Here is a 23,045-nt window from a genome sequence, read left to right on the forward strand (position 1 = left end):
GACCGTATCACAATCTCATCGCGCTCAGCACTCGATGATGTTCAGCGCGAGCCCCGCCAGGCTCGTCTCCTTGTAGCGCGACTGCATGTCCATCCCCGTCCGGTACATCGTGTCGATGATCTGATCCAGCGAGATCTTGTGCACGCCCGGATCGTTCATGGCGAGCCGCGAAGCGTTAACCGCCTTCACCGCCCCCATGCCATTGCGCTCGATGCACGGAATCTGCACCAGCCCCGCAATCGGATCGCACGTCATGCCGAGGTTGTGCTCCATGCCGATCTCGGCCGCATGTTCCACCGCATCGTTGTCGCCTCCCAGCGCCGCCACCAGCCCACCCGCAGCCATAGAGCACGCCACACCCACCTCGCCCTGGCAGCCAACCTCCGCACCCGAGATGCTCGCGTTCTCCTTATAGAGCACACCGATCGCCGACGCCGCCAGGAAGTATCGCAGCAGCCCACGCTCTTTCTCGATATCGCTCAGCCCGTGCGAGGCATGCCGCAGGAAGTAGTACGCCACCGCCGGCACCACACCCGCTGCGCCGTTCGTCGGCGCCGTCACCACGCGCCCGCCCGCAGCATTCTCTTCGTTCACCGCCATCGCCGCCAGCGTCACATCGTCCAGCGGCGCGAGTGGATCGCGATGCTGTCCCACTTCATCCATGCGCGCCAGCCTTCGTGCCAGCCCAGGAGCGCGACGCCTCACGTTGAGTCCCCCAGGCAGTGTGCCCTCGGTCTGCTTGCCGCGCTCGATGGAATCCTCCATCGCACGCCACAGCGTCAGCACCGCCGCCTCAATCTGTTCTTCAGGCGTCATCGACTCCAGCGAAGGCGGAGCCTCGTTTCCCGGACGAAACGGCGACACGATGCGGTCGATCCGCCGCGCGATCGTCGCATCGCTCAGCAGCGCCACCTCGTTCGCGAGCACCATCTCTGCGATGGTCTTGCCGTGTTCCGCCCCCTGCTGTAACAGCTCGGCCGAGCTCTTGAAGCGATACGGCACCACCCGCTCCGCGCGGCCCGAGCCTTTATTGGCAAGCTCCTCCGCCGTCAGGATGAAGCCGCCGCCAATGGAGTAATAGACGTGCTCGAAGAGCACCTTGCCCACTTCATCGAGCGCAGAAAAGCGCACGCCGTTGGGGTGCGTCTCCAGCCCATCGGGGTACATCCGGTCGCGATGGAAGCGCAGGTCCGCCGCAGGATCGAACGTCACAGCATGCGTCCCCAGCAAACGGAGCGTCTTCGACTCCTTCAACGCCTCCAGCCGCGCATCGATGCGGTCGAGGTCCACCGTATCCGGCGACTCCTCCAGCAACCCCATCAGGATCGCGCGGTCGGTTGCATGGCCAATCCCCGTCAGCGCCAGCGAGCCATAGAGGTCGACCGTAATGTGCAAGCCAAACTCGCCGCGCTGCGCAAGCTCACGCACAAACGCCAGCGCCGCGCGCATGGGACCTACCGTGTGCGAGCTCGAAGGCCCAATGCCGATCTTAAAGAGTTCGAAGAGACTAGTCTGCATGCGCCGTCCTGCCCTTCATTGTAGGGCGCGGCGTTATCGTCTGGTGCTGAGTGATGCAAAGCGTTAGTGGTCTGTCGGCGTAGGAGGCGGCATCGCCACCACACCCGCGCTGATCAGGTAAGCCGCCGCCGCGCCCAACTGCACCGGTTTCTTGGTGTCGTACAGCAGCTGCGCGATCGCGTGCTGCGTCTTCTCATCGTGATAGCCACGCAAGGCCTTCACCGCCGCGGCGCGAACCGTTGGGTCTTTGTCCTGGAGCGCTGCCTCCAACGTGCTGCGCGCCTCAGGCGTGTGCAGCTGCGCAATGTCCTCGACCGCCTGAACGCGCGCCGCGTCTCCGCCGTTCTTGCGAATGTACTCATAGGCCGTCACGCCGAAACCGAAGGGCCCAAGCAGCAGCGACGCTCCAGTCTCCGCGCCCAGTCTGGCCAGCGATGCCGGATTGTGCATCTCGCGGTTGGCCTGGTGCATGCTGCCTTCTACCAGTGGCGCCGATGCCTTGCGATCGCCATCCACCACCGCAAGCAGCAGATCCTCACCGGAGTGATCGCCCATCTTCCACAGCACCGTCGCTGCAGCAAAGGCAATCTGTGCCTCCGGAGCGTTCAACGCATCCCTCAGCTTCGGCTCCAGCGAGTGGCTGCGCGCCTGTCCCGCAGCCAGCACAGCCGCCGTGCGCGTATCGACATCCTTCGCCGAGAACGCACCATCGATCAGCGCAACCGACTTCGGATTCGCTCCCATCGTCCCCAGCGCGCCCAGCGCCTGGATCTGAACATCCACATGCTTGTCATCATGCACCGAGTCGGTAAGCAGCGACCACGACTGGGTGACCGGGTCGGTCTTCGTGCTCGGGGCAGCATCACCTACCGCCGGCGTATCCACGCCCACCACCTTCCCGTCGGCGCTCGATGCAGGCGTGCTCTGCTTCGAGGAGATCGCCGGCTTCGCTGTACTGCTCTGGGCCATCGCGCTTGCGGTCGACCCCACCAGTAGCACGGCCATCACGCCCGCAGCCCAGCGCGGAAGAAGCTGCGTCCGATCATGCTCGTCGTGAATTGCGGTTTGGGGCCCGAAGTTTTTCGTCGATCGTCTCGCAGCGCTCACGTGCATCACTCTCCTCTTGCCAGGTATGCCGCTACGCGGCGACATCGCAGGTCTTCGCGTCATCTTCTCTGTTATAGCCGCGTTGCGCAAGAACACTTCGCCGCGGACATCGCAGGAAGCCCTGTGAAAGCGATGCCCAGAGCCGCAGCCGGGGTTGGCCGATAAGACCGCGCTGCGCCGGTGCTACACTCGTCCGCAACCGCTTCCCACTTTGAGTTCCGGTTCAACGCATGCTCTTCATGACTCGCAGCGCCGCGGTCTACGGTATCGATGCGCACCTCATCGACGTCGAAATCGACTTCTTGGGTCACCAGACCGAGAAGCCCGAGTTCTCGACCGTAGGCCTGCCCGATGCCGCTGTGCGTGAGTCCCGTGACCGCGTCCGTTCGGCCATCAAGAACTCCGGCTTCGACCTTCCCACCACCCGCATCACCATCAATCTCGCCCCTGCCGACCTCAAGAAGGAAGGCTCGGGCTTCGATCTTCCCATCGCCATCGGCATCCTCGGCGCGTATGGCGCGCTTGCGATCAAGGATGTACAGGACTTCGTCCTCGTCGGCGAGCTCGGCCTAGACGGTGGCTTGCGCGCTGTGCAAGGAGTCTTGCCGATCGCCATCGCCGCTCGCGCCGCCGGAATCCACAACGTCATCCTTCCCGCCGCCAACGCCCGCGAAGCCGCGGTCGTCGAAGGCGTCGACGTCTTCCCCGTCCGCTCACTGCTCGAGGTCCGCGAGCTCCTGAACAGCTTCGGCTCCGGCAAAACCTCCATGTTCGCCAAGCCGCTCCGCGTCGACACCCAGCAGCTCCTCCAGGGCGCCGAGCAGAACCTGCCCGACTTCCGCGATGTCCGCGGCCAGCACGTCGCCAAGCGCGCGCTGGAGGTCGCCGCCGCCGGCGGTCACAACATCCTCATGATCGGCCCGCCCGGCAGCGGCAAGACCATGCTCGCCAAGCGCCTGCCCTCCATCCTCGCGCCGCTCGCGTTCGAGGAAGCTCTCGAAACCACCAAGATCCACTCCGTCGCCGGCGTTCTCGATAAGGATGCGGGCCTCGTCACCCAGCGCCCCTTTCGCTCGCCCCACCACACCATCTCCGACGCCGGTCTCATCGGCGGTGGCATGATCCCCCGCCCCGGCGAGGTCTCGCTCGCCCACAACGGCCTTCTCTTCCTCGACGAGCTGCCCGAGTTCCCCCGCAACGTCCTCGAAGTCCTCCGCCAGCCCCTCGAAGACGGCCAGGTCACCATCGCCCGCGCCTCCATGTCGCTCAGCTTCCCCGCCCGCTTCATGCTCGCCGCCGCCATGAATCCCTGCCCCTGTGGCTTCCACAACGACAAGTCCCGCGACTGCCAGTGCACCCCTCCGATGATCCAGCGCTACCTCTCCCGCGTCTCCGGCCCCCTGCTCGACCGTATCGATATCCACATCGAGGTCCCAGCCGTTCAATATAAGGAGCTGCGCGGCGCCTCCGCCCAGGAAGACTCCGCACAGATCCGCTCCCGCGTGCTCGCCGCCCGCGAGCGCCAGCACGCCCGCTTTCTCGAACACATCAAACCCACCGACAAACCTGCCACCCGTTCCGCACCGGATCCCCGTAGCCGCGCTTCCACCCGCACCCCGCCACGATCCAAAGTCTTCTCGAACTCCCAGATGTCGACCCAGCAGATCCGCATGTTCTGCGAACTCTCCAGCGATGCGGAGAGCCTTCTGGAGCGCGCGATGGTGGCCCAGGGACTTTCCGCCAGGGCTCACGACCGCATCCTCAAGGTCGCCCGCACCGTCGCCGACCTCGCCGGCGCACCCGCCATCACCGTCCAGCACCTCGCCGAGGCCATCCAATACAGAACATTGGATCGCAGCTATTGGTCGTGACCCGAACCCGCGACCAACAGGGATATACGTGAAATATAAGGTTTTGTCGCATGAACGAGGCATTCGGTCTCCCGATTTTGGAATTACGGCGTCGGTATCCCACAGAAAAAGGGATTGACCTGGGCCATAGCAGGCGGTATGGTGCAAAAGGTAGTCAGCCAGAGGCACTAGATCCTTCAGGTTCGCCAGGTGGGTTTCCCCTGACTGACGCCAGCGGCTCTGCTGCACCCCCACAGCCAGCCCAGCTTGCAGCATGCGCCACGATCGGCGGTTTCCCTTCGTGTGTGTGCCGAAGTTCTGGTCTCTGAGGGAACCCGAGGAATTCTTGAGGAACAGCCCTGAAATGCAGGGGGGACCTGTACCGATGGCTTCCTCGCCTGTCTGGACCGCAAGGACTTGCGCCCTTGCACCCGCCAGACGCGTCTAATTAGCAATAGAGGATCGAAGCTGGCCTTGCCGGCATACCGGGGTCCTCGACGAGCAAGACCCTGCCCGTCCGAACATCCCCAGCAGAATCATCGCTCAAGCTATTCGCCCAAAGGGTCCACTGGAACAGAGACGACCCAGGCCAATCCCTTGTCAAGGAGAACAAACACTCATGCGCTCAGATCTGATCTTTGGAGCCCTCACTCACGTCACGAACCGCTACAAGCTTTGTCAGCTCGCCTCCAAGGCCACGCGCAAGCTTCACAAGCCCAACACCCGGCTCCAGGACACCACCAACGAAGTTCTGGATCGCTTCAAGGACACCGTCCCCATGAATGAACACGTGGACGCTGAACTCTCGATCCCTTCCCGCCGCGCCGCCTAGTTCTGCAGTCGCAGGTTCTGCCTGCCGTTTTGCCGCCCGCCGTTGGATCCCAAAGGGCCGATCCACGGCGCTCCCTCCTCCCGGAGCACTCCCACCCTGTGCAAATCAGGGCTCTCCGGGGGGATTTGCGGCTCTTCCGCAAGCAACGCTTCTCTGCTAGGCTGTCTCCAATCTTCCAGGTTCCTACCTTTATCCGCCGAGGTTGCAAAGACCTTTCCGGTTTCAGCACGTCTGCTGTCCCGATCCTCCGCAATCCCCCTTGCCGCAACACCCGGGCGGATCTCCGCTCCCTGCAACACCCATCTCCCTTCCAAAGAAAAGTTGAACCATGTCCACTGAAAGCACCCAGGAATTAATGACCATCGCCGAGCTGAAAGAGAAGTCCATTGCCGAGCTCGGCAAGCTGGCCCGCGCCCTTGATATCGCCGGTACCAGCGGCCTGCGCAAGCAGGACCTCATCTTCAAGATCCTCCAGGCTCAGAGCGAAAAAGAAGGCCACATCTTCGCCGAAGGCGTCCTTGAGATCCTCCCCGACGGCTACGGCTTCCTCCGCTCGCCCGATTACAACTACCTCCCCGGACCGGACGACATCTACGTCTCGCCCTCCCAGATCCGCAAGTTCGACCTCAAGACCGGCGACACCATCAGCGGCAACGTCCGCAGCCCGCACGAAGGCGAGAAGTACTTCGCCCTGGTCAAGATCGAGGCCATCAACTTCGAGTCGCCCGAGGAGACTCGCAACAAGATCCTCTTCGACAACCTGACGCCGCTCTACCCGCAGGAACGCATCAAGATGGAGACCGTCCGCGAAGCCATCCCCGGCCGCGTCATGGATCTCCTCTGCCCCATCGGCAAGGGCCAGCGCGGTCTCATCGTCGCTCCGCCGCGCACCGGCAAGACCGTCCTCATGCAGTCGATCGCCAACTCCATCACGGCGAACCACCCCGAGGTCGTCCTCATCGTCCTGCTCATCGACGAGCGACCGGAAGAAGTCACCGACATGCAGCGCTCCGTCAAGGGCGAAGTCATCAGCTCGACCTTCGACGAACCAGCAGCCCGCCACGTGCAGGTCGCCGAGATGGTCATCGAAAAGGCCAAGCGCCTCGTCGAGCACAAGCGCGACGTCGTCATCCTGCTCGACTCGATCACCCGCCTGGCCCGCGCCTACAACACCATCGTTCCGCCCTCAGGAAAAGTGCTCTCCGGCGGTGTCGATTCGAACGCGCTGCAAAGGCCAAAGCGCTTCTTCGGCGCGGCCCGCAACATCGAGGAAGGTGGCTCGCTCACGATCATCGCGTCCGCCCTCGTCGACACCGGTTCCCGAATGGACGAAGTCATCTTCGAAGAATTCAAGGGCACCGGCAACATGGAAGTGATCCTCGACCGCAAACTGGTCGATAAGAGAGTGTTCCCCGCGATCGACATCCAGCGCTCGGGCACCCGCAAGGAAGAGCTGCTCATCCCCAAGGACGACCTCCAGCGGACGTGGATCCTGCGTAAGGTCTTGAACCCGCTTAGCCCGGTCGAAGCCATGGAGCTTCTCTCCGACAAGCTAGGCAAGACCCGCAACAACCAGGAGTTCCTCCACAACATGAGCTCGCTCTAAGAGCCATGTCAGGCGGGCCACTAACTGGCTTTGTCAGGGCGGGGCGTCAGCCCCGCCGCTGAGCACCAGAACGAATGCGGCTTTAGCCGCAGAGGGAAAGCCGGAAACGGTGATCCCTCACAACATATCGAACGCCGCTCCTCCCGCAACGAGGGACGAGCCAAAGCGTTCACCGGCATCTCTCGGGTGGTACTGAGAGGACAAAGGGCGCAGCCAACAAGCTGCGCCCTTCGCTTTCTCCACGCTTGTCATTCCCCTGCAGGGAATTCGCGTCTCGCGTTACCCTGCCCTATGCCGCAACTGACTTCTCTTCAGCCCCAACCGCCTGCACCACCAGCTTCACCCCAAGCGCCGCACATACACGAGCGACCGTGTCAAACCGCGGCGCGCTATCCGGGCGCAGTGCTTTATACAATGCCTCCCGCGTAATCCCTGCCGCCTTTGCAATCTCAGTCATGCCACGCGCGCGAGCAATGTCTCCCAGCGCGGCTGCCAGCAACGCCGCGTCGTTGGCAGCCAGGATGTCTGTCAGGTACGCCGCAATAGCCGTCTCACTATCCAGATAATGCGCGCCGTCAAACTCCGGCAACTCCGCCACCTTGATCTTCTTGCTGCTCTGGACGTTCTTGCGTTTGCTCATTCTGTTTCCTCCCTCCCATCCAGCTTCTCTGCGAGGGCCTTTGCGCGCTGAATGTCCTTTTTCTGCATACTCTTCGATCCACCCACCAGCAGCACAATCATCTGCGCTCCTCGCCGTGTGAAATACAACCTCCACCCGGCGCCATGATGAATCCGAAGCTCTGAGACCCCACCGCCTACCGGCTGCACATCGCCCATCAATCCCATCTGCAGTCGCTTGATGCGCGCCACCACAATGCCGCGAACCGTCTCGTCCGTCAGGCTGTCGATCCATGCAGTGAACTCTGGCAAGGGACGGATCGAGAACATGCACTCAACGTAATCGATCGATTACATGGCGTCAAGTCCTATCCGCAGAAAGGCATTCACCCATTAAACTCGTGACCTATGCACAACTGGCAGATCTACGTCTGGGTATTCTCCGCTGTTTTGGTACTCTGCGCGATTGGCCGCGTCATTCTCTACTTCAAGAAACCGGACCTTGTCGGCCCACTCGATCTTGTCGAGTCTGCTGTTGGACTGATGGTCGTGCCCGCTTTGCTGGGGTTCGCGTATCAGCGGGCGTACGGCCCTCACGCCGTATGGATAGTTCTCTCGGTAATCCTCACCGCCTTGTCGATCTATCAGTTCTTCACACCCAAAATGAAGAAGCTCTACGAAAAGGGATGGCTTGTCTCGTCCGGCACGATTCTCCTTCAGACAGCCGTCGGCGGCCCTGCACTATACGCCGTCATTCGCTATACGTTTCTTGAGCCCGCGATGTGGCGGCCCTAGCAGGGCTCCGCAAACTCGTTCTGCTCCAGCCGTGAGCCGAAAAAGAGGACCTATAGCGGTCGGTACGTCTTACGAACCCCCTGCAGCATCACCGGCCCCTTGATAGCAGCCTTCTGCTTCGCCACCATCTCCGCCACATCCCCCAACAGCTTCTTGGAGTCGAACACGATGCCATCCTTGATCGTGTACTCGATCCCGCCGACACGCTCGGTCTTGCCGGTCGCGTCGTTCAGGCGCATCCATCCCGTCGGATACAGTACCTTCAGGTTCGCCAGCGGGTTCTCGCCCACGATCACCATATCCGCCAACTTACCCGGCCGAATAATTCCAAGATCCACATCGCTTTGCTTCGGGCTCTGCAGCTCTTCCGCCCCATACAACGTCGCCGACCGTATCACCTCCAGCGGCGTGAACCCCGCCTCGCGCAGCATCTCCAGCTCCTGGATATACGTGAACCCATACGTCTGGTAGATGAACCCCGCATCCGTGCCCACGGTCACGTGCCCGCCCGCGTTCTTGAAGTCCTCAACGAACTCCATCCACACCCGGAAGTAGTTCTTGAACGCGACTTCATCCTCCGTGGTCCAGTTGTAGAAGAACGACCCGTGGTTCTCGCGGTTCGGCTGGTAGTACTGCATCAGCGACGGCAGCGTGTACTGGTCATGCCACTCCGCCGTGTACGACCGCATCAGGTCGCGCCCGGCCGAGTAAATCGTGAACGTCGGGTTCAGCACCGTGCCGCCCTTCACCCACTCGTCGATTAGTCCATTCCACTGCGCACTCCCGCGCGGAGCAATCTTGTCCCAGTTGCGAGCCACCTGCCCAAACCGCATCTGCTCGTCGTTATAGTTCTGGTCCGCCGGATAATCCTGCACCGTGGTCTGCGTCAGCATCGATTCGAAAAGTCCGTAACTATGCGTCAACGTCCGCAGCCCAAGCCGCGTCGCGTCCTTCGCCGTCAGCCTCGGCTCGCTCTCCTGCCCCAGGTGCGCCAGAGAGCCCATCTTGTACTTCTTGCCCTCATCCAGGATCGCCGCGACCACCTCCGGGTCGCCGCCAAACAGCTTGATCCCATCCGCTCCCTTGCCCGCCAGAAACCGCACCCACTCGCGCCCCAGCTCCGGAGTCTTCTCCGGCTTGTCCTTCCATCCATCGCCCGTAAACGCCGGCTGATAGACATAGATCCTCGGTGCCGTGATCTCATTCTTCGCGCTGCGCTCACGCTCCTTCAGCGTCCAGTTGAGGCCACCACCCGGCACGCCGCGCACCGTCGTCACACCACTCGCCAGCCACAGCTTGTTCACGTACTCCGCGTCAGGAGCCTTGTCCAGCGTGCCGTAGTGCACATGCGTGTCGACAAACCCTGGCATAAGGTACTTGCCGGTACCATCGATCTCCCGCTCGCCCTTCGCCGGCCGCCCACGGTCCTTGATGGGCCGATGCGGCACGCCCACGCTCACCACATCCACGATGCGATTGCCCTCGACCACCACATCCACCGGCCCCATCGGCGCCGCGCCCGTGCCGTCAATTACGGTGATCCCACGAATCACTAGCCGCTTGTACGGCCCTCCCCCATCCGACGGCGAGCGAGGCGGGGCTGGCGTCAGCTCATGCGCCACCGCAAGGGGATTCATCTGCTGCGCGCCTGCTGACACCGGCAGCAACAAGGCAGCAAGGGCGACAAGACCGCGTACACGCTGGTGCATACGTCTCCTGGGCTTCAACAAGGGGAATGTGGAGTGAGTATACCTGCCCGATTCATGCGGCTCGCTATCTCAAGATTGCGCGCCGTCGGGCCTGACAGGCGCAATGTTCCGAGTTATGCTGTCGTCGAGGTCACCCTGCCATGCTCCGTTGCGCCGCAATCCTGCTGGCCCCAGCGCTGTTTGCCTCGCCCTTCGCCTGCGCCCAGAGCTTCGGCCAGCTCAACGCACAGCTCGACGCGCAAGCCCCCGCGTCCGCAGCACCACGGCCTCCCATGCCCCGCGACTACCGCGGCGTGCAGGTCCACATCGACGGCATCTTCGTCACACCCATCCCCAACGCGCCCTTCACCGCAACCGTCGAGATCGTCTCGCACCAGGCCATGCCTGATGGCACCGAGCGCGTCGTCAAGACTGAAAATCGCGTCGCTCGTTCCTCCTCAGGCCGCATCCGTAATGAGCGCCGCAGGCTGGTCCCCGCAACCTTCAACGGCATGCCGCGGCTCATCTCAGCGCACCTCTACGATCCCAACACCCGCGAGAGCATCTTCACCGACACAGCGACCCACATCGCGCGCCAGAGTGTGCTGCGCCGGCCTCCGGTGACGCCGGCCAATATGCGGCCACCCGACGAACAGCCAAAGTTCCCGGGCGTCACAACAACCTCACTCGGCGAGCAGAACCTCGGTGGCGTCACCCTCACCGGCACCCGCAAGACTCGCATCGTCCCCGCGGACCAGAGCGGCACCGGCAAGCCCGTCACCATCACCGACGAGTATTGGTACTCACCCGAGCTCTCCATCTACCTCATCATCCGCCACAACGATCCGCGCACCGGCGAGCAGCTCGTCGCCGTCACCCAGATCGAACGCGCCGAGCCCTCCGCCGACCTCATGCAGGTCCCCACCGACTACAAGCTCGTCGACGAAACTCCACCACCACCCTCCGGCAAGCCCTGCGTCGCCGGCGCAGACAATTGCTAGCCGACTGCTAAGCCGCTCTCACCGCACTCCCAGGCAACGTCTCCTGCCCCGCCGTGCCATTCTCCGACGACATCGCCCGATAGCGCATGTTCGGAAACGCCATCGGATAGTGCTCGCGCACCCAGTCCATCATCTCCTCGCGCACGTAGCACTGCAGATTAAACGCCGTGCTCGCATCGGCGGCGCTCATCAGGCAGCGGACTTCCATCGCGCGATCCGTCAGGTTCGTCACCTGGCATCCCACTGCCACGCTGTCCCACATGCCCGAAGCCTTCACCACCACCTCGAGCTGCGCGCGTAATTCCTTCACCGGCACCATGTAGTCGAGATACAGAAACGAAGTCGTAAGAATGTTCGAGCTGTCGCGCGTCCAGTTCGCAAATGGGTTCTCGATGAACCAGCTCAGCGGCACGATCAGCCGCCGCAGGTCCCAGATCTTCAGCACCACATACGCCGACGTGATCTCCTCCACGCGCGCCCACTCGCCCGCCACCACTACCACATCGTCGATGCGGATCGGTTCGGTGAGCGCGATCTGCAGGCCTGCAAGGAAGTTCGAAGCCGTAGACTTCGCCGCCGTCGCGAGGACAAGAGACGCGATCCCCGCTGAGGCCAGCAGCCCCGAGCCATAGTGCATCAGCCGCGGATCGTTGAACGACCACAACAGCGCCACCAGCGTCAGCACAATCACGAACGTGATCGCAATCCGCCGGAAGACCTGCATCTGCGTGTGCACACGGCGCGCATTCCGATTGTCCTTCGCCGTGATGTCATAGCGCCGCAGCAGGATCGCCTGCCCCACATACACGCAGCCCGTCGCGAACCACCCGAGCGCCAGAACCAGCGCCATAAACGTGCCGTGGCGAATCGTGACTTCGAGGTTGGCAGGCAGATCGGGGACAAACGGCAGCGTAATCAGCACGCATGTGAGAATGAACACCGCGCGCGCCGGCCCGCCAAGATACCGTTGCAACCCCCAGCCCAACTTCGGGCCTACAGCCTCCTCGCGCTTGAGCAGCCGGAACAGCACGAAGTGGACCACATTGACCACAACCATCGCGCCACAAAACAGGAACAGAACGAAGAACCAGCTGTGGTGAAAGTGAAAACGCTGCATCCGTGCTCCTTTTCGTGCGGCAATACCGCTGCACCCTTGGATGCACAGAGATGCTGGGTGCCCATATCTCGAAGAGAGAGGTGTTCGCAGGATGCCCGCGCCCAGACCCAGCCTTTCCTCAAACCTCCAGCCCGCAAAGCGGGCGCGCTGTTCCCCTCATCGCTCTACAGAAAACAGGCCCGCACGATGCCAGGCGCCCCACATCTGACCCCGGAAAAATTGGGTGGGCGGATTCAGGAACCAAGCGCAACATTCCATTTGGGGGATCTTGCCTTGGCGCATTCGGCATCTTGAATCCGACATCCCACATCTGGCAGCTCGCCCACCGCAACTTTGCTCTTCCGCCGACATCTATACTGGAACCATGGCAATGACCCAACTCCCGCGCACTCTCGGCCAGCTTCGTACCTCGGAATTCACGCCGGAGCGTGTGGGACGCAGCGTCAAGGATGAACTCCGCGACAACCTCATCGCCCGCCTGCGCGAGATCGCGCCCAATGGCCCCAGAGCCGGCCAGCCGCTCTTCCCCGGCATCGTCGGGTACGAAGACACCGTCATCCCGCAGGTCGTCAACGCCGTCCTCTCGCGCCACAACTTCATCCTGCTCGGCCTGCGCGGCCAGGCCAAGTCCCGCATCCTGCGCTCGCTCACCGCACTGCTCGATCCCCACACGCCCTACGTCGCCGGCTCCGAACTCCGCGACAACCCGTACAAGCCGCTGAGCAAGTTCTCCAAGGACCTCATTGCCGCCCTCGGCGACGACACTCCGATCGAGTACCTCACGCCCAACGATCGTTACGTAGAGAAACTCGCCACACCCGACGTGACCGTGGCTGATCTCATCGGCGACGTCGACCCCATCAAGGCCGCGCGTTCCGGCCACGAGCTAGGCTCCGAGCTCACCATGCACTACGGCCTTCTGCCCCGCGCCAATCGCGGCATCTTCGCCATCAACGAAGTCCCCGATCTTGCCGGCAAAATTCAGGTCGCGCTCTTCAACATCATGCAGGAAGGCGACGTCCAGATTAAGGGCTACCCCGTCCGCCTCGAGCTCGACGTGGCCATCGTCTTCTCCGCCAATCCCGAGGACTACACCGCCCGCGGCAAGATCGTTACGCCACTCAAAGACCGCATCGGCTCTGAGATCCGCACGCACTATCCCGAGTCCGTCGAAGAAGCCATCGAGATCACCTCGCAGGAAGCCTGGACTGCCCGCTCCTACGTCGACGTGCCGAAGCAGGCCGGCCCCACCATCGAGAGCATCGAGATCCCGCACTTCATCCGCCAGATCGTCGAGCAGATCGCCTTCATCGCCCGCGATGACAAGAAGGTCGACAAGCGCTCCGGCGTCTCACAGCGCCTTCCCATCTCCACCATGGAGCTCGTCCTCTCCAACGCGGAGCGCCGCGCCCTGCTGCATGGCGAATCGCTCGTCGTGCCCCGCGTCGGCGACATCTACTCCGCGCTCCCCGGCATCACCGGCAAGATCGAGCTAGAGTACGAAGGCGAGCTCAAGGGCTCCGAGATCGTCGTGCGCGAGATCATCCGCCAGGCCATCGCCCAGATCTACGACGGCTACTTCGCCGACACCAACACCCAGCAGATCGAACAGTGGTTCAACCTCGGCGGCGCCGTCGAACTCAACGACAAGCAGCCCGCGCAGACCGTCTTCGACTCGCTCCAGCAGATCCAGGGCCTCTTCGACAAGCTCACCCCGCTGAAGGTCACCTCGCGTACGCCGGTCGAGGTCGCCGTCTCCGCCGCCGAGTTCCTCCTCGAAGGCATGACCGCGCACAAGAAGATCTCCCGCTCCGAGGCCCGCACCTTCTCCGCCGGCGACAAACGCCGCCGCGCCGAAGAAGCCGCCAACTTCGGCGAACGCACCCGCGAACGCGAAAAAGAAGCCCTCGCCGAAAAAGCCTTCAACCGCACCCGCCGCGGCTTCAACTAGCCTTCCGCACACGCCTCGCGATTCGCATGCACGCTCCTTGTACGATGGTCGGCATGAATCGCCGCGAAGTTCTCTCTGCACTCCCCGCGCTCGCGCTCACCGCGCGTATGCCAGGATTCGCAGCGGCGTTGCCGGAGACCAGCATGAACGTCGTCTGCCTCATCCGCTATCAGATCGACCCGTTCCAGCGCGAGGCCTTCGCGCAATATGCGGTCGCGTGGGGTCCCATCATCCCGCGCCTCGGCGGTAACCTCATCGGCTACTTCCTGCCTTATGAAGGCACCACCGACATCGGCTGGGCGCTTATCGGCTTCGACTCGCTTGCGAGCTACGAGGCCTACAAGAAGCGTCTTCGCGCCGATCCCGAAGCGAAGAAGAACATCGCCTTCGCCCAGGAGCGCAAGTGCATCCTGCGCGAGGAGCGCAACTTCGTCGAAGGCGTCGCGGCCACTCTGGGCCGCCCCTCCACCATGGCCTGAGCACAAACCGCGCCCCGGTTACACTATCCGCAATGCCGCCCTTCCCCGGCCTTCCCTACGGCCCCGCGCCCGCGTGGGTCTTTCCCGCGTTCGAGCTTTCCAGCTACGCGATGCTCGCGCTGTGCCTGGTGCACGCCATCCGCCGCGGCCGCATCGGCTCGCTCTCCTACATCTTCGGCGGCCTCGCCTTCGGCCTTCTGCTCGAGTACCTCGAAGTGCTCTCGCACAGCTACACCTATGGCCGCTTCTGGCTCATGCTCGGCCACGCTCCATTCAACATCCCACTCTGCATCGGCTGCGACTGGGCCGTGATCATGTACGTCTCGCGCCTCTTCAGTGACGCTCTGCGCCTGCCCTGGCAATCCGCCGCCGCGCTGGATACCCTGCTCGCGCTCAACATCGATCTCTCCCTCGACGTCGTCGCCTACCGCCTCCACATGTGGCACTGGTACTGGCCCTCACAGTACAACCCACTCACCATGCAGTGGTTCGGCATCCCCTACGGCAACTTCGTCGGCTGGATCACCGTCGTCTTCTGCTACTCGTTTTTCAGCCGCTGGTTCGAGCGCCTCATCATCCGCAGCGATCGCGCCCATCACACGAAGATCGCCACCTGGCAGTTCCCACTCGTCGCCATCCTCGCACTCATCGCCTCGCAGGCCGTGCTCACCGTCAACGAAGGCTGGATCTACGGCTATCTCGCGAGGCATCTCGCCATCAACTCCGCACGCCGCTTCGGCATCTTCACTGCGCTTCTGCTCGTGACGGCTATCATCGGCTGGCTACGCAGGCCCAAGCCCCGCCGCTCCACCCCTCTGCTCGCCACCTTCGCTCCCGCCTACTTCCACGCCTTCTTCCTCATGCTGTTCCTGGTCTTCGGCTTCTTCCGCGAAAACCGCTGGATGACTCTCGCCTCCCTGCTGAACGGCGTCGCGGGCCTCTTGCTGCATCTCGTTCCGCTGAGACACAAAGACCTGCTCGCAGCAGAGCACGAGTTCTCTTCCGTAAGCGAATCCGCGTCCGCCTAGTTGTATCGACATAATCCACCCCACCCAAGATGTGTCATTTCGACCGAAGCGGGGTAGCTTCATCGCCCCGCGTAGTGGAGAAACCTGCTTCCTTCCGATACATGGCGCGCGGAATTTGTCGATACAGCCTAATACAATCGCCCCTATGCCCCGCTATCGCAGGCCCCGCCGCAGCTGGACCTCCTACGTCCGCATCTGGACGCCGCCGGTCATTGCCCTACTCTGCATCATCTTCTTCCTCTACGAAGAGCACGCCTTCAATCGCCACAAACAAACCTCGTGGACAACTTCCCCCGCAGTCGCCGAAGACACCCGCCTCCGCCCCATCGCTCGCTTCGCGTTGCAATACGGCAGTAAGCCACTCTATGAAACCGACATCCTCGCCAGTTACACCGTGAACGGCGCACCCCACAAGGACTGGCTACCGCTGTCGGAATCTCCGAAGCCCGGCAAAGACGCACAAGCCGAAGCCACTGCCCTCAAAGGCAAGCAATGCTTCGTCCGCTGGGACCCTGCAACTCCCGACCAGAAAATCGTCGAGCTCCAATAGCTCAGTTGCGATCCAACCCTTCGACACGATCCACCAAACTCGCCTCGCATTTAGAATCAGCACCCATGTGGGGTCCGGAAGACACCTTTAGCCGCTGGCTGCAGTTCCTCTGCGGAATCGCTTCCATAGGACTGATCGTCGGCATCTGGGAGTTCGTCGGCTTCTTCGACATCTACGGCTCGATAGCCATGGCTGGCCTCGGCTATCTGGCAGCCCGCTGCCTCTGGTACGCCGCCACCGGACGCAACAACCTGAACAACCTCGACAACTAAGGCAACCCTCAACCTCAACAAATCCACCTGATCCTGCAACCACCAGGGAACCCCATCGCGCATAACTGCACTTTCCTGCAACAGGAAACCCCGCCGCCAGTACACTTCCCACCATGCTCACTCTCCTGCTCGCGCTGCAGATCTTCCACGTTGCGTTCCTCCTGCTGCACGACTGGATCCCCCTCGGCCCGCTCAGCAATCCCGCCGCCGTCCGCTCCGAGCATCCCACCTCCAAAGTCCTCCTCGGCTCCATCATCAGCACGCTGCCCTTCGCCATCGCGCTCGGCTGCTCCGTTCATTTCCTTCACCGCCACTGGCCGCACTGGCTCTTCATGTTTCTCTGGATCGCCTACGTCCTTCTCTTCATCGGCGAGCTCGAAGCCTGGTGGATCCCATGGTTCAAGGGCGCGAAGCCGGAGCGCGTCGCCAGCTATGAGCGCATGTTCAGCGCCACCCACGCCTTCCTTCCCGCACGCAACGGAATCCGCATCAACACGCTGCACATCATCCTGCACACCCTCACCCTCACCACGCTCATCGTCCTGGCCATCCTCACGCTCTAACCCATGCCCGAGCTCCCCGACATCACGGCCTATCTCACCGCGCTCTCCACACGCGTCCTCGGCCAGCCGCTCGAATCGATCCGCATCGCCTCACCCTTCCTGCTCCGCACCGTCGATCCCCCACTCACCACCTTCGAAGGCAAGCCCGTCAAAGCCCTCCGCCGCATCGGCAAACGCATCGTCTTCGAATTCCCTGGCTCTGAACCCGCCACCGCTGCGCCTTCTGAACCCTTGGCCCTTGACCCTGAGCCCTTGTTCTTAGTCCTTCACCTCATGATCGCCGGCCGCCTGCACTGGCACGAGCTGTCTCCAAAGAAGCCCCGCCCCAAGGTCGCGACCAAAGGCAACCTCGCTGCCTTCGACTTCCCCAACGGCACACTCACCCTCACCGAAGCCGGCTCGAAGCGCCGAGCCTCGCTGTATGCCGTGCGCGGTGAGGTCGCACTGCATGACCTCGATCCCGGCGGCCTCGATGTCTTCGCCCTCACGCTCGATGCCTTCAAAGCCGCGCTCACACAGGAAAACCGCACCCTCAAGCGAGCCCTCACCGATCCACGCATTCTCTCCGGCATCGGCAACGCCTACTCCGACGAGATCCTCTGGGCCGCACACCTTTCTCCCATCCTCCAGACCCGCAAACTCACCGACGAGCAATGGCAGCGCCTCTACAACGCTACCCGCGAAACCCTCACTACCTGGATCGCCCGCTTCAACGCTGAAGCCGAAAAGGCCTTCCCCGAAAAAGTCACCGCCTTCCGCCCCGACATGGCCGTCCACGGTCGCTACAACCTTCCTTGCCCGCGCTGCGGCTCACCTGTCCAGCGCATCCGCTTCGCCGACAACGAAACCAACTACTGCCCCACCTGCCAGACCGAAGGCAAAGTCCTCGCCGACCGCTCGCTCTCCCGCCTCCTCGGCTCCGACTGGCCACGAACCCTCGAAGAGCTGGAAGCTCTTCGTGAGAAGTAATCAAGCCGAGCTGGAAACTCTCCGTAAGAAGCGATCCGGCCAAGCTGGAAGCTTTGCGCCGAAGTAGACACGCGCGAGCCTTATGGCTCCATCAGGCGCAACGTCCTCGCGAATCCCCGCATGAATATTGCTTATTCCGGGCGACAGCACATGCCGCCGCGATCTACGCTGATGCCATGATGACGCTGACGAAGGAGCTCTTCGACACCACCGCCGCAACCTACGATGCGGACCGCGCCAAACTGATTCCCTGTAACGATACCTTCTACGCCCGCGCCGTGGAGCTCATCCCGACGGACGCAACCCGCATCCTCGACCTAGGTGCAGGCTCAGGCATTCTTGCCGAGCTCGTCCGCCGCCATCACCCCGCAGCTCACGTCCATCTCCTCGACTTCTCCGAGCCCATGCTCGACCGCGCCCGCGCACGCCTCGCCGGCGACAACAGGGTCACCTTCGAGATCGCGGACTACACTACCGCGCCGCTCGGCGAAAATTGGGACGCTATCGTCTCCGCGCTCTCCATTCATCACCTCGAGCACGAAACCAAGCGCAAGCTCTTCGCGCGCCTCGTCACCGCGCTCAAGCCCAGCGGCATCTTCATCAACGCCGATCAGGTCGCTGGCCCTACGCCGCATCTCGAAGAGGTCTACAAGCGCCTCTGGCTCGAGCAGGTACGCGCCGCCGGAGCGACGGAGCAGCAAATCGCCGACTCGCTCTACCGCCAGGCAGAAGATCGCAACGCCTCCACCGAGGACCAGATGCAGTGGATGCGCGACGCAGGCTTCCTCGACGTCGACTGCTGGTTCAAAGACCACCGCTTCGCTGTACTCGCTGGCGTTCGGCCAGAGAACAAATCACACTGACTTGTTCTCTGTTCTACCTTCTTACGTCGTACGAACCGGGCCTTCCCGTACAACGTAGAACGTCCCACATACAACGCCCCCTGGTTACATACCAGCCTGCAGCTTCTCCAGCAGCATCGGCCCCGCCTGCGACACACTCCCAGCGCCCAGCGTCATCACCAGGTCCCCCGGCCGAGCATCCTGCGCCAGCCGCTCCACCGCCTCCTGCATGGTCGGCGTGTAGTACACGCGCCCGCCATTCACCTCGCGAATTACATCCGCCAGCCTCTCGCCCGTAATGCCCTCGATAGGCTCTTCGCTCGCCGCATAGATGTCGAGCACCTTCACCGCATCGGCATCGCCAAAGGCATTCGCAAACTCATCCATCAGGTCGCGCGTGCGCGTATAACGATGCGGCTGGAACAGCACCAGCACACGGCCGTAGCCGCACTGCCGAGCCGCCTCCAGCGTCGCCTTGATCTCCGTCGGATGATGGCCATAGTCGTCGACGACCGTGATGCCGTTGACCACGCCCTTCACCTGGAACCGCCGATCCACACCACGGAAGCTCTTCAGCCCCTCCGCAATCTGCCCCGGCGCAATGCCCACCTGCACGCCGATCGCTACCGCAGCCGTCGCGTTCAGCACATTGTGCTTGCCCGGAACATGCAGGTCGAACGGCCCCAGCACCAGCCCCAGCGTGTTCACCTCGAACCGCGACACCGCCTGCGACCCCAGCGGAGCCTCAGCACTCACCTGCGACGCCATCGGCAGCACGCGCAGCCGGAAATCCGCCTCCGCGCTTTCGCCGTACGTGTACACGCGCCGCGTCACGCGCGGCAGAATCGCCTTCAGCCGCGGGTTGTCGATACACGCCGTCACCGCGCCATAGAACGGCACCTTGTTCATGAACTCCAGGAACGCGCTCTCCACGTCCGCCATATCCGCGTACGTATCCATGTGTTCGCGATCCAGGTTCGTCACCACCGAAAGAATCGGCGACAGCTTCAGAAAGCTGCGATCGCTCTCGTCCGCCTCGGCCACAAGGTACTTGCTGGTGCCAAGCCGCGCATTCGACCCCATCGCATCCACGCGGCCGCCCACCACCACCGTCGCGTCCAACCCTCCGCCCGCCAGCACCGCCGCCACCATGCTGGTCGTTGTGGTCTTGCCGTGCATCCCGGCGATTGCGATGCCGTACTTCAGCCGCATCAGCTCGGCCAGCATCTCCGCGCGCTGGATCACCGGAATCTTCCGCAGCCGCGCCTCCAGCACCTCCGGGTTGTCCCGCGCCACTGCCGAGCTGGTCACCACGACATCGCTCGCCGCCGAGTTCCGCCCCTCGTGGCCGATAAAGATCGTCGCCCCCAGCCCCTTCAGCCGCTCCGTCGCCGGGCTGGCCTTCAGGTCGGAGCCCGAGACGCTGTAGCCCATCGTCAGCAGGATCTCCGCGATCCCGCTCATTCCAATCCCACCGATTCCGATAAAGTGCACGCGCTGGGCCGGCGCGAACATCGCATGCTCTGGCAGATTCATCTGCGGTCTGGCTCCTTCAACTTGGATTCCTCTAAGGTATCCTTTCCCGTCCAAGATGCTGTGGAAGCAACCCTTGCGAACGACGATCAAAGCTCTTCACTTTGGCGCAACAAATACAGCAGCACCAGTGTCTAATCCACTGAACGCCGGGGAGCAATTAGACTCCCGGGCTCAACTCCCGGGCCACACCTCGCAGCTGCGGGTGGTGCAGCAAACCGAAGGTCGGCCGGGAAGGGATGATCGCATGATCACGCCACGCGCAACGCGAAACACCTTTCTTGCAGCCGCTGCGGTTGCAGCCCTTGCTGCTGCTCCCGTCCAGGCTGCCTTTGGTCAGGCCCCCTACGCCGCTCCGCAGCAGTACGCTCCGCAGCAACAGCAGGGCTATCAGCCTCAGCAACAGGTCCAGCAGTACGATCCCAACCAGGGCCAGTCCCAGTACGCGCAACAGCAGCAGTACGCTCCCCAGCAGCAACAGCAGCAATATGCGCCGCAACAGCCCCCGTATGGGGACCCCAACGGCGCGTACGCCAATCAGGATCAGGGTCAGGGCTACACCGATCCCGAGTATCCCGACAACTACGATCCCAACCAGATGAATCCCGTCACGGCCCCGCAGGTCACCGCGCAGTACGCTCCTCCGGCCATTCCGGCGGACCAGTACCAGCCCCCCTGCCCCGGCGACGGCTATCTCTGGACGCCCGGCTACTGGGCCTGGGGCCCGAACGGCTACTACTGGGTCAATGGCGCCTGGGTCCTTCCTCCCTACGCCGGCGGCCTCTGGACCCCTGGCTACTGGGGTTGGAATGACGGCTTCTACGGCTGGTATCCCGGCTACTGGGGCTTCCGGGTCGGCTACTACGGCGGCATCAACTACGGCTTCGGTTACTTCGGCCTCGGCTTCTTTGGTGGCTACTGGAACGGCGGCCACTTCTGGTACAACCGCGCCTACGGCCACTTCGGCCCCGGCTTCGGCGGCCACTACTTCAACCACACATACGCCGGCTTTGGTGGAAGCTTCCACGGCGGCGGCGCCGGCTTCGCCCGCGTCGGAGCAGGCGGACGCCCTGTCGGCTTCGCTGGCCGCGGCAATGAAGGCAACTTCCGCGGCGGCGCGACCTCCGGCTACCGTGGTGGAGCTCCTAACTCGGCCGCTCGCCCCGGCGGCGTCCAAGGTGGAAGCAGCTACGGCCGTCCCGGCGGTAACTTCCAGGGCGGTGCCCGTCCTCAGGGCAACTTCCAGGGCGGACAGCCCGGCGGAGGTCGCCAGAACTTCTCTGGCGGAGCTCGCCCCAGCTTTTCCGGCGGCGGCAGCGGCGGCGCTCGTCCGAGCTACTCGGGCGGTGGTGGCGGCGGCCGTCCCAGCGGCGGAGGCGGTGGCGGAGCCCCTCACGGCGGTGGCGGCGGCGGATCGCACGGCGGTGGTGGTGGACACCACTAAGCTGTCGCTTTACCGAACAAAAACACAAAGGGCTGAGGTCAACCACCTCAGCCCTTTCTCTTTTGCCCTACCCTAACGCGCGCAGCGCGCTAACGGCGAAGTCGCTTACCGCGAAGCGCTAACGCGCAGCGCTGCTCCCACCAAGCTCCAACACCATCGCCGCAATCCTCGGCAATGCTCCAGGCTTCGCCATCGCTCGCGCTGCCGCCGACATCGCCTCGCGCCGCGGAGCATCACCCAACAGCCCCACCAGCGCCCCAAGCAAAGACTCTTCCGTGACATCCTTCTGCAGCAGCATCTCCGCCGCCCCCGCCTGCACCAGTAGCTCCGCGTTCTTGCGCTGATGATCGTCCGCCGCCGTCGGCAGCGGCACCAGCACGCTGGGCTTCCCAGCCGCCGCTAGCTCCGCCACCGTGCTGCCCGCACGCGCCAACACCACATCCGCCGCCTGATACTGTGCCGGCATATCCGTCAGAAACGCCGCAACGCTCCACCGAGCGGGGTCCGCCCCACTCGTCGCATAAGCAGTCTGCGTCGCTTCCAGCTGCCTCGGCCCCGACTGGTGCACGATCATCAGCCCCGGCACCGCCTCCAACAAGCGCGTCGCAATCTTCGGCATCGTCTCGTTGAACACCTGCGCCCCATTGCTGCCCGCCGTCACCAGTAATCCCGGAGCCGACCCCGCAGTCTTCGCCGTCACCGCAAAGATCTCCGGCCGCACTGGTACGCCCGTCACCTGGGCATTGCGAAAGAAGCTCGCCGTCTGCGGAAAATTCACCGCTGCCGCGCTCACCCGCTTGCCCAGCACGCGATTGGTGAATCCCGGCACAGCATTCGGCTCATACGCCAGCGTCGGCACCCGCCGCAGCACAGCCGCAATCATCGCCGGCCCGCTCGCATAACCGCCCACGCCCACCACCACCTGCGGACGGAAGCTCCCAATCAACCCCATGCAGTGCAGGATGCCCCGCGGCAGGTCCGTCATCGTCTTCAGCCGTGTGGCCAGCGAAACATTCTTCAGCTGCCCGCTCCGCACCAGCTCCAGCCGGAACCCCGCCTCCGGCACCAGCTTGGTCTCCACGCCCCGCGCCGTGCCGACGTAAATCACCTCGGCCCCATGCCGATCCCGCAGCTCTCGCCCAATCGCCAGCGCCGGGATCACATGCCCACCTGTGCCGCCACCCGCGATCATCACCCGTAAAGGACTCGCCTTCATCCCATTCATCCTAGCTGTTCATACCCGACGGCAAGCCCTCATAACTCAACACCTCAAAGCTCATCG

Annotated in this window: 22 protein-coding genes; 14 read left to right on the forward strand and 8 right to left on the reverse strand. The window is 63.2% G+C overall.

Going from position 1 to position 23,045, the window contains the following annotated elements:
* Positions 1 to 24 precede the first annotated feature (24 nt).
* On the reverse strand, positions 25 to 1,518 hold the full coding sequence (locus AC5E6W_RS08140; RefSeq protein ID WP_491751781.1) for an L-serine ammonia-lyase: 1,494 nt from the start codon (positions 1,516 to 1,518) through the stop codon (positions 25 to 27).
* 63 nt (positions 1,519 to 1,581) lie between these two features.
* Positions 1,582 to 2,625 (reverse strand): HEAT repeat domain-containing protein, encoded by a 1,044-nt coding sequence (locus AC5E6W_RS08145; RefSeq protein WP_491751782.1) that lies wholly within the window; start codon positions 2,623 to 2,625, stop codon positions 1,582 to 1,584.
* 230 nt (positions 2,626 to 2,855) lie between these two features.
* On the opposite strand from AC5E6W_RS08145, the gene AC5E6W_RS08150 reads away from it, so the two are divergent.
* The 3 genes from AC5E6W_RS08150 to rho all read left to right on the forward strand — a co-directional run bounded on the left by AC5E6W_RS08150 (position 2,856) and on the right by rho (position 6,913).
* Positions 2,856 to 4,496 carry a YifB family Mg chelatase-like AAA ATPase gene (locus AC5E6W_RS08150; RefSeq protein WP_491751783.1) on the forward strand — a complete coding sequence of 547 codons (1,641 nt, stop codon included), beginning with the start codon at positions 2,856 to 2,858 and terminating at the stop codon, positions 4,494 to 4,496.
* 598 nt (positions 4,497 to 5,094) lie between these two features.
* Positions 5,095 to 5,307, forward strand: coding sequence for a DNA-directed RNA polymerase subunit omega (locus tag AC5E6W_RS08155; protein ID WP_491751784.1), 213 nt, complete (start codon positions 5,095 to 5,097; stop codon positions 5,305 to 5,307).
* 355 nt (positions 5,308 to 5,662) lie between these two features.
* Complete coding sequence (gene rho / locus AC5E6W_RS08160; protein ID WP_491751823.1) at positions 5,663 to 6,913, forward strand: transcription termination factor Rho; 1,251 nt, start codon at positions 5,663 to 5,665, stop codon at positions 6,911 to 6,913.
* A 289-nt stretch (positions 6,914 to 7,202) separates the two neighbouring features.
* On the opposite strand, the gene AC5E6W_RS08165 is transcribed toward rho, so the two are convergent.
* Together AC5E6W_RS08165 and AC5E6W_RS08170 are read right to left on the reverse strand one after the other, a co-directional pair.
* Positions 7,203 to 7,553, reverse strand: coding sequence for an addiction module antidote protein (locus AC5E6W_RS08165; RefSeq protein WP_491751785.1), 351 nt, complete (start codon positions 7,551 to 7,553; stop codon positions 7,203 to 7,205).
* Complete coding sequence (locus AC5E6W_RS08170) at positions 7,550 to 7,843, reverse strand: type II toxin-antitoxin system RelE/ParE family toxin (RefSeq protein WP_491751786.1); 294 nt, start codon at positions 7,841 to 7,843, stop codon at positions 7,550 to 7,552. The genes AC5E6W_RS08165 and AC5E6W_RS08170 overlap by 4 nt, the downstream gene beginning before the upstream one ends.
* 96 nt (positions 7,844 to 7,939) lie before the next feature.
* On the opposite strand from AC5E6W_RS08170, the gene AC5E6W_RS08175 reads away from it, so the two are divergent.
* A complete protein-coding gene (locus AC5E6W_RS08175) occupies positions 7,940 to 8,326 on the forward strand; it encodes a hypothetical protein (protein WP_491751787.1) in 387 nt (128 codons plus the stop codon).
* A 50-nt stretch (positions 8,327 to 8,376) separates the two neighbouring features.
* Here the strand turns inward: AC5E6W_RS08175 and AC5E6W_RS08180 are convergent, their stop codons facing one another.
* On the reverse strand, positions 8,377 to 10,035 hold the full coding sequence (locus AC5E6W_RS08180) for an amidohydrolase family protein (RefSeq protein ID WP_491751788.1): 1,659 nt from the start codon (positions 10,033 to 10,035) through the stop codon (positions 8,377 to 8,379).
* A gap of 140 nt (positions 10,036 to 10,175) precedes the next feature.
* On the opposite strand from AC5E6W_RS08180, the gene AC5E6W_RS08185 reads away from it, so the two are divergent.
* Positions 10,176 to 11,015 (forward strand): hypothetical protein, encoded by an 840-nt coding sequence (locus tag AC5E6W_RS08185; RefSeq protein WP_491751789.1) that lies wholly within the window; start codon positions 10,176 to 10,178, stop codon positions 11,013 to 11,015.
* Positions 11,016 to 11,022: 7 nt separating this feature from the next.
* Here AC5E6W_RS08185 and AC5E6W_RS08190 read toward each other — a convergent pair whose 3' ends face one another.
* The gene (locus tag AC5E6W_RS08190; protein ID WP_491751790.1) at positions 11,023 to 12,132 is read right to left on the reverse strand and encodes a mechanosensitive ion channel family protein; all 1,110 of its coding nucleotides are present in this window, start codon (positions 12,130 to 12,132) and stop codon (positions 11,023 to 11,025) included.
* Between the two features lie 364 nt (positions 12,133 to 12,496).
* On the opposite strand from AC5E6W_RS08190, the gene AC5E6W_RS08195 reads away from it, so the two are divergent.
* The 8 genes from AC5E6W_RS08195 (at position 12,497) to AC5E6W_RS08230 (ending at position 18,807) form a co-directional block, all read left to right on the forward strand.
* Positions 12,497 to 14,083 (forward strand): sigma 54-interacting transcriptional regulator, encoded by a 1,587-nt coding sequence (locus AC5E6W_RS08195; protein WP_491751791.1) that lies wholly within the window; start codon positions 12,497 to 12,499, stop codon positions 14,081 to 14,083.
* A 53-nt stretch (positions 14,084 to 14,136) separates the two neighbouring features.
* Positions 14,137 to 14,562, forward strand: a complete 426-nt coding sequence (locus tag AC5E6W_RS08200) for an NIPSNAP family protein (protein ID WP_491751792.1) — start codon at positions 14,137 to 14,139, stop codon at positions 14,560 to 14,562.
* Between the two features lie 32 nt (positions 14,563 to 14,594).
* Positions 14,595 to 15,590: a carotenoid biosynthesis protein gene (locus AC5E6W_RS08205; RefSeq protein WP_491751793.1), complete on the forward strand. Its 996-nt coding sequence runs from the start codon at positions 14,595 to 14,597 to the stop codon at positions 15,588 to 15,590.
* A gap of 145 nt (positions 15,591 to 15,735) precedes the next feature.
* The gene (locus AC5E6W_RS08210; RefSeq protein ID WP_491751794.1) at positions 15,736 to 16,140 is read left to right on the forward strand and encodes a hypothetical protein; all 405 of its coding nucleotides are present in this window, start codon (positions 15,736 to 15,738) and stop codon (positions 16,138 to 16,140) included.
* Between the two features lie 65 nt (positions 16,141 to 16,205).
* Complete coding sequence (locus tag AC5E6W_RS08215) at positions 16,206 to 16,412, forward strand: hypothetical protein (RefSeq protein WP_491751795.1); 207 nt, start codon at positions 16,206 to 16,208, stop codon at positions 16,410 to 16,412.
* A 113-nt stretch (positions 16,413 to 16,525) separates the two neighbouring features.
* Entirely contained in the window at positions 16,526 to 16,975 is a 450-nt protein-coding gene (locus tag AC5E6W_RS08220; RefSeq protein ID WP_491751796.1) for a hypothetical protein, read from the forward strand.
* Positions 16,976 to 16,978: 3 nt separating this feature from the next.
* A complete protein-coding gene (locus AC5E6W_RS08225; protein ID WP_491751797.1) occupies positions 16,979 to 17,944 on the forward strand; it encodes an Fpg/Nei family DNA glycosylase in 966 nt (321 codons plus the stop codon).
* Between the two features lie 176 nt (positions 17,945 to 18,120).
* Positions 18,121 to 18,807, forward strand: a complete 687-nt coding sequence (locus tag AC5E6W_RS08230; RefSeq protein ID WP_491751798.1) for a class I SAM-dependent methyltransferase — start codon at positions 18,121 to 18,123, stop codon at positions 18,805 to 18,807.
* 84 nt (positions 18,808 to 18,891) lie between these two features.
* Here the strand turns inward: AC5E6W_RS08230 and murC are convergent, their stop codons facing one another.
* Complete coding sequence (gene murC, locus AC5E6W_RS08235) at positions 18,892 to 20,301, reverse strand: UDP-N-acetylmuramate--L-alanine ligase (protein WP_491751824.1); 1,410 nt, start codon at positions 20,299 to 20,301, stop codon at positions 18,892 to 18,894.
* 265 nt (positions 20,302 to 20,566) lie between these two features.
* Between murC and AC5E6W_RS08240 the strand changes: the two genes are divergently transcribed.
* Positions 20,567 to 21,763 carry a YXWGXW repeat-containing protein gene (locus AC5E6W_RS08240; RefSeq protein WP_491751799.1) on the forward strand — a complete coding sequence of 399 codons (1,197 nt, stop codon included), beginning with the start codon at positions 20,567 to 20,569 and terminating at the stop codon, positions 21,761 to 21,763.
* A gap of 118 nt (positions 21,764 to 21,881) precedes the next feature.
* Here AC5E6W_RS08240 and murG read toward each other — a convergent pair whose 3' ends face one another.
* On the reverse strand, positions 21,882 to 22,979 hold the full coding sequence (gene murG, locus AC5E6W_RS08245; RefSeq protein ID WP_491751800.1) for an undecaprenyldiphospho-muramoylpentapeptide beta-N-acetylglucosaminyltransferase: 1,098 nt from the start codon (positions 22,977 to 22,979) through the stop codon (positions 21,882 to 21,884).
* Positions 22,980 to 23,045: the final 66 nt, after the last annotated feature.

Source organism: Bryocella sp. (genome assembly GCF_058498515.1).

Bases quoted from the DNA above. Each gene is read 5' to 3' on its own strand.
- AC5E6W_RS08140 (WP_491751781.1), bottom strand. From the start codon at position 1,518: ATGCAGACTAGTCTCTTCGAACTCTTTAAGATCGGCATTGGGCCTTCG.
- AC5E6W_RS08150 (WP_491751783.1), top strand. From the start codon at position 2,856: ATGCTCTTCATGACTCGCAGCGCCGCGGTCTACGGTATCGATGCGCAC.
- AC5E6W_RS08155 (WP_491751784.1), top strand. From the start codon at position 5,095: ATGCGCTCAGATCTGATCTTTGGAGCCCTCACTCACGTCACGAACCGC.
- rho (WP_491751823.1), top strand. From the start codon at position 5,663: ATGACCATCGCCGAGCTGAAAGAGAAGTCCATTGCCGAGCTCGGCAAG.
- AC5E6W_RS08165 (WP_491751785.1), bottom strand. From the start codon at position 7,553: ATGAGCAAACGCAAGAACGTCCAGAGCAGCAAGAAGATCAAGGTGGCG.
- AC5E6W_RS08175 (WP_491751787.1), top strand. From the start codon at position 7,940: ATGCACAACTGGCAGATCTACGTCTGGGTATTCTCCGCTGTTTTGGTA.
- AC5E6W_RS08180 (WP_491751788.1), bottom strand. From the start codon at position 10,035: ATGCACCAGCGTGTACGCGGTCTTGTCGCCCTTGCTGCCTTGTTGCTG.
- AC5E6W_RS08185 (WP_491751789.1), top strand. From the start codon at position 10,176: ATGCTCCGTTGCGCCGCAATCCTGCTGGCCCCAGCGCTGTTTGCCTCG.
- AC5E6W_RS08190 (WP_491751790.1), bottom strand. From the start codon at position 12,132: ATGCAGCGTTTTCACTTTCACCACAGCTGGTTCTTCGTTCTGTTCCTG.
- AC5E6W_RS08195 (WP_491751791.1), top strand. From the start codon at position 12,497: ATGGCAATGACCCAACTCCCGCGCACTCTCGGCCAGCTTCGTACCTCG.
- AC5E6W_RS08200 (WP_491751792.1), top strand. From the start codon at position 14,137: ATGAATCGCCGCGAAGTTCTCTCTGCACTCCCCGCGCTCGCGCTCACC.
- AC5E6W_RS08205 (WP_491751793.1), top strand. From the start codon at position 14,595: ATGCCGCCCTTCCCCGGCCTTCCCTACGGCCCCGCGCCCGCGTGGGTC.
- AC5E6W_RS08210 (WP_491751794.1), top strand. From the start codon at position 15,736: ATGCCCCGCTATCGCAGGCCCCGCCGCAGCTGGACCTCCTACGTCCGC.
- AC5E6W_RS08215 (WP_491751795.1), top strand. From the start codon at position 16,206: ATGTGGGGTCCGGAAGACACCTTTAGCCGCTGGCTGCAGTTCCTCTGC.
- AC5E6W_RS08220 (WP_491751796.1), top strand. From the start codon at position 16,526: ATGCTCACTCTCCTGCTCGCGCTGCAGATCTTCCACGTTGCGTTCCTC.
- AC5E6W_RS08225 (WP_491751797.1), top strand. From the start codon at position 16,979: ATGCCCGAGCTCCCCGACATCACGGCCTATCTCACCGCGCTCTCCACA.
- AC5E6W_RS08230 (WP_491751798.1), top strand. From the start codon at position 18,121: ATGATGACGCTGACGAAGGAGCTCTTCGACACCACCGCCGCAACCTAC.
- murC (WP_491751824.1), bottom strand. From the start codon at position 20,301: ATGTTCGCGCCGGCCCAGCGCGTGCACTTTATCGGAATCGGTGGGATT.
- AC5E6W_RS08240 (WP_491751799.1), top strand. From the start codon at position 20,567: ATGATCACGCCACGCGCAACGCGAAACACCTTTCTTGCAGCCGCTGCG.
- murG (WP_491751800.1), bottom strand. From the start codon at position 22,979: ATGAAGGCGAGTCCTTTACGGGTGATGATCGCGGGTGGCGGCACAGGT.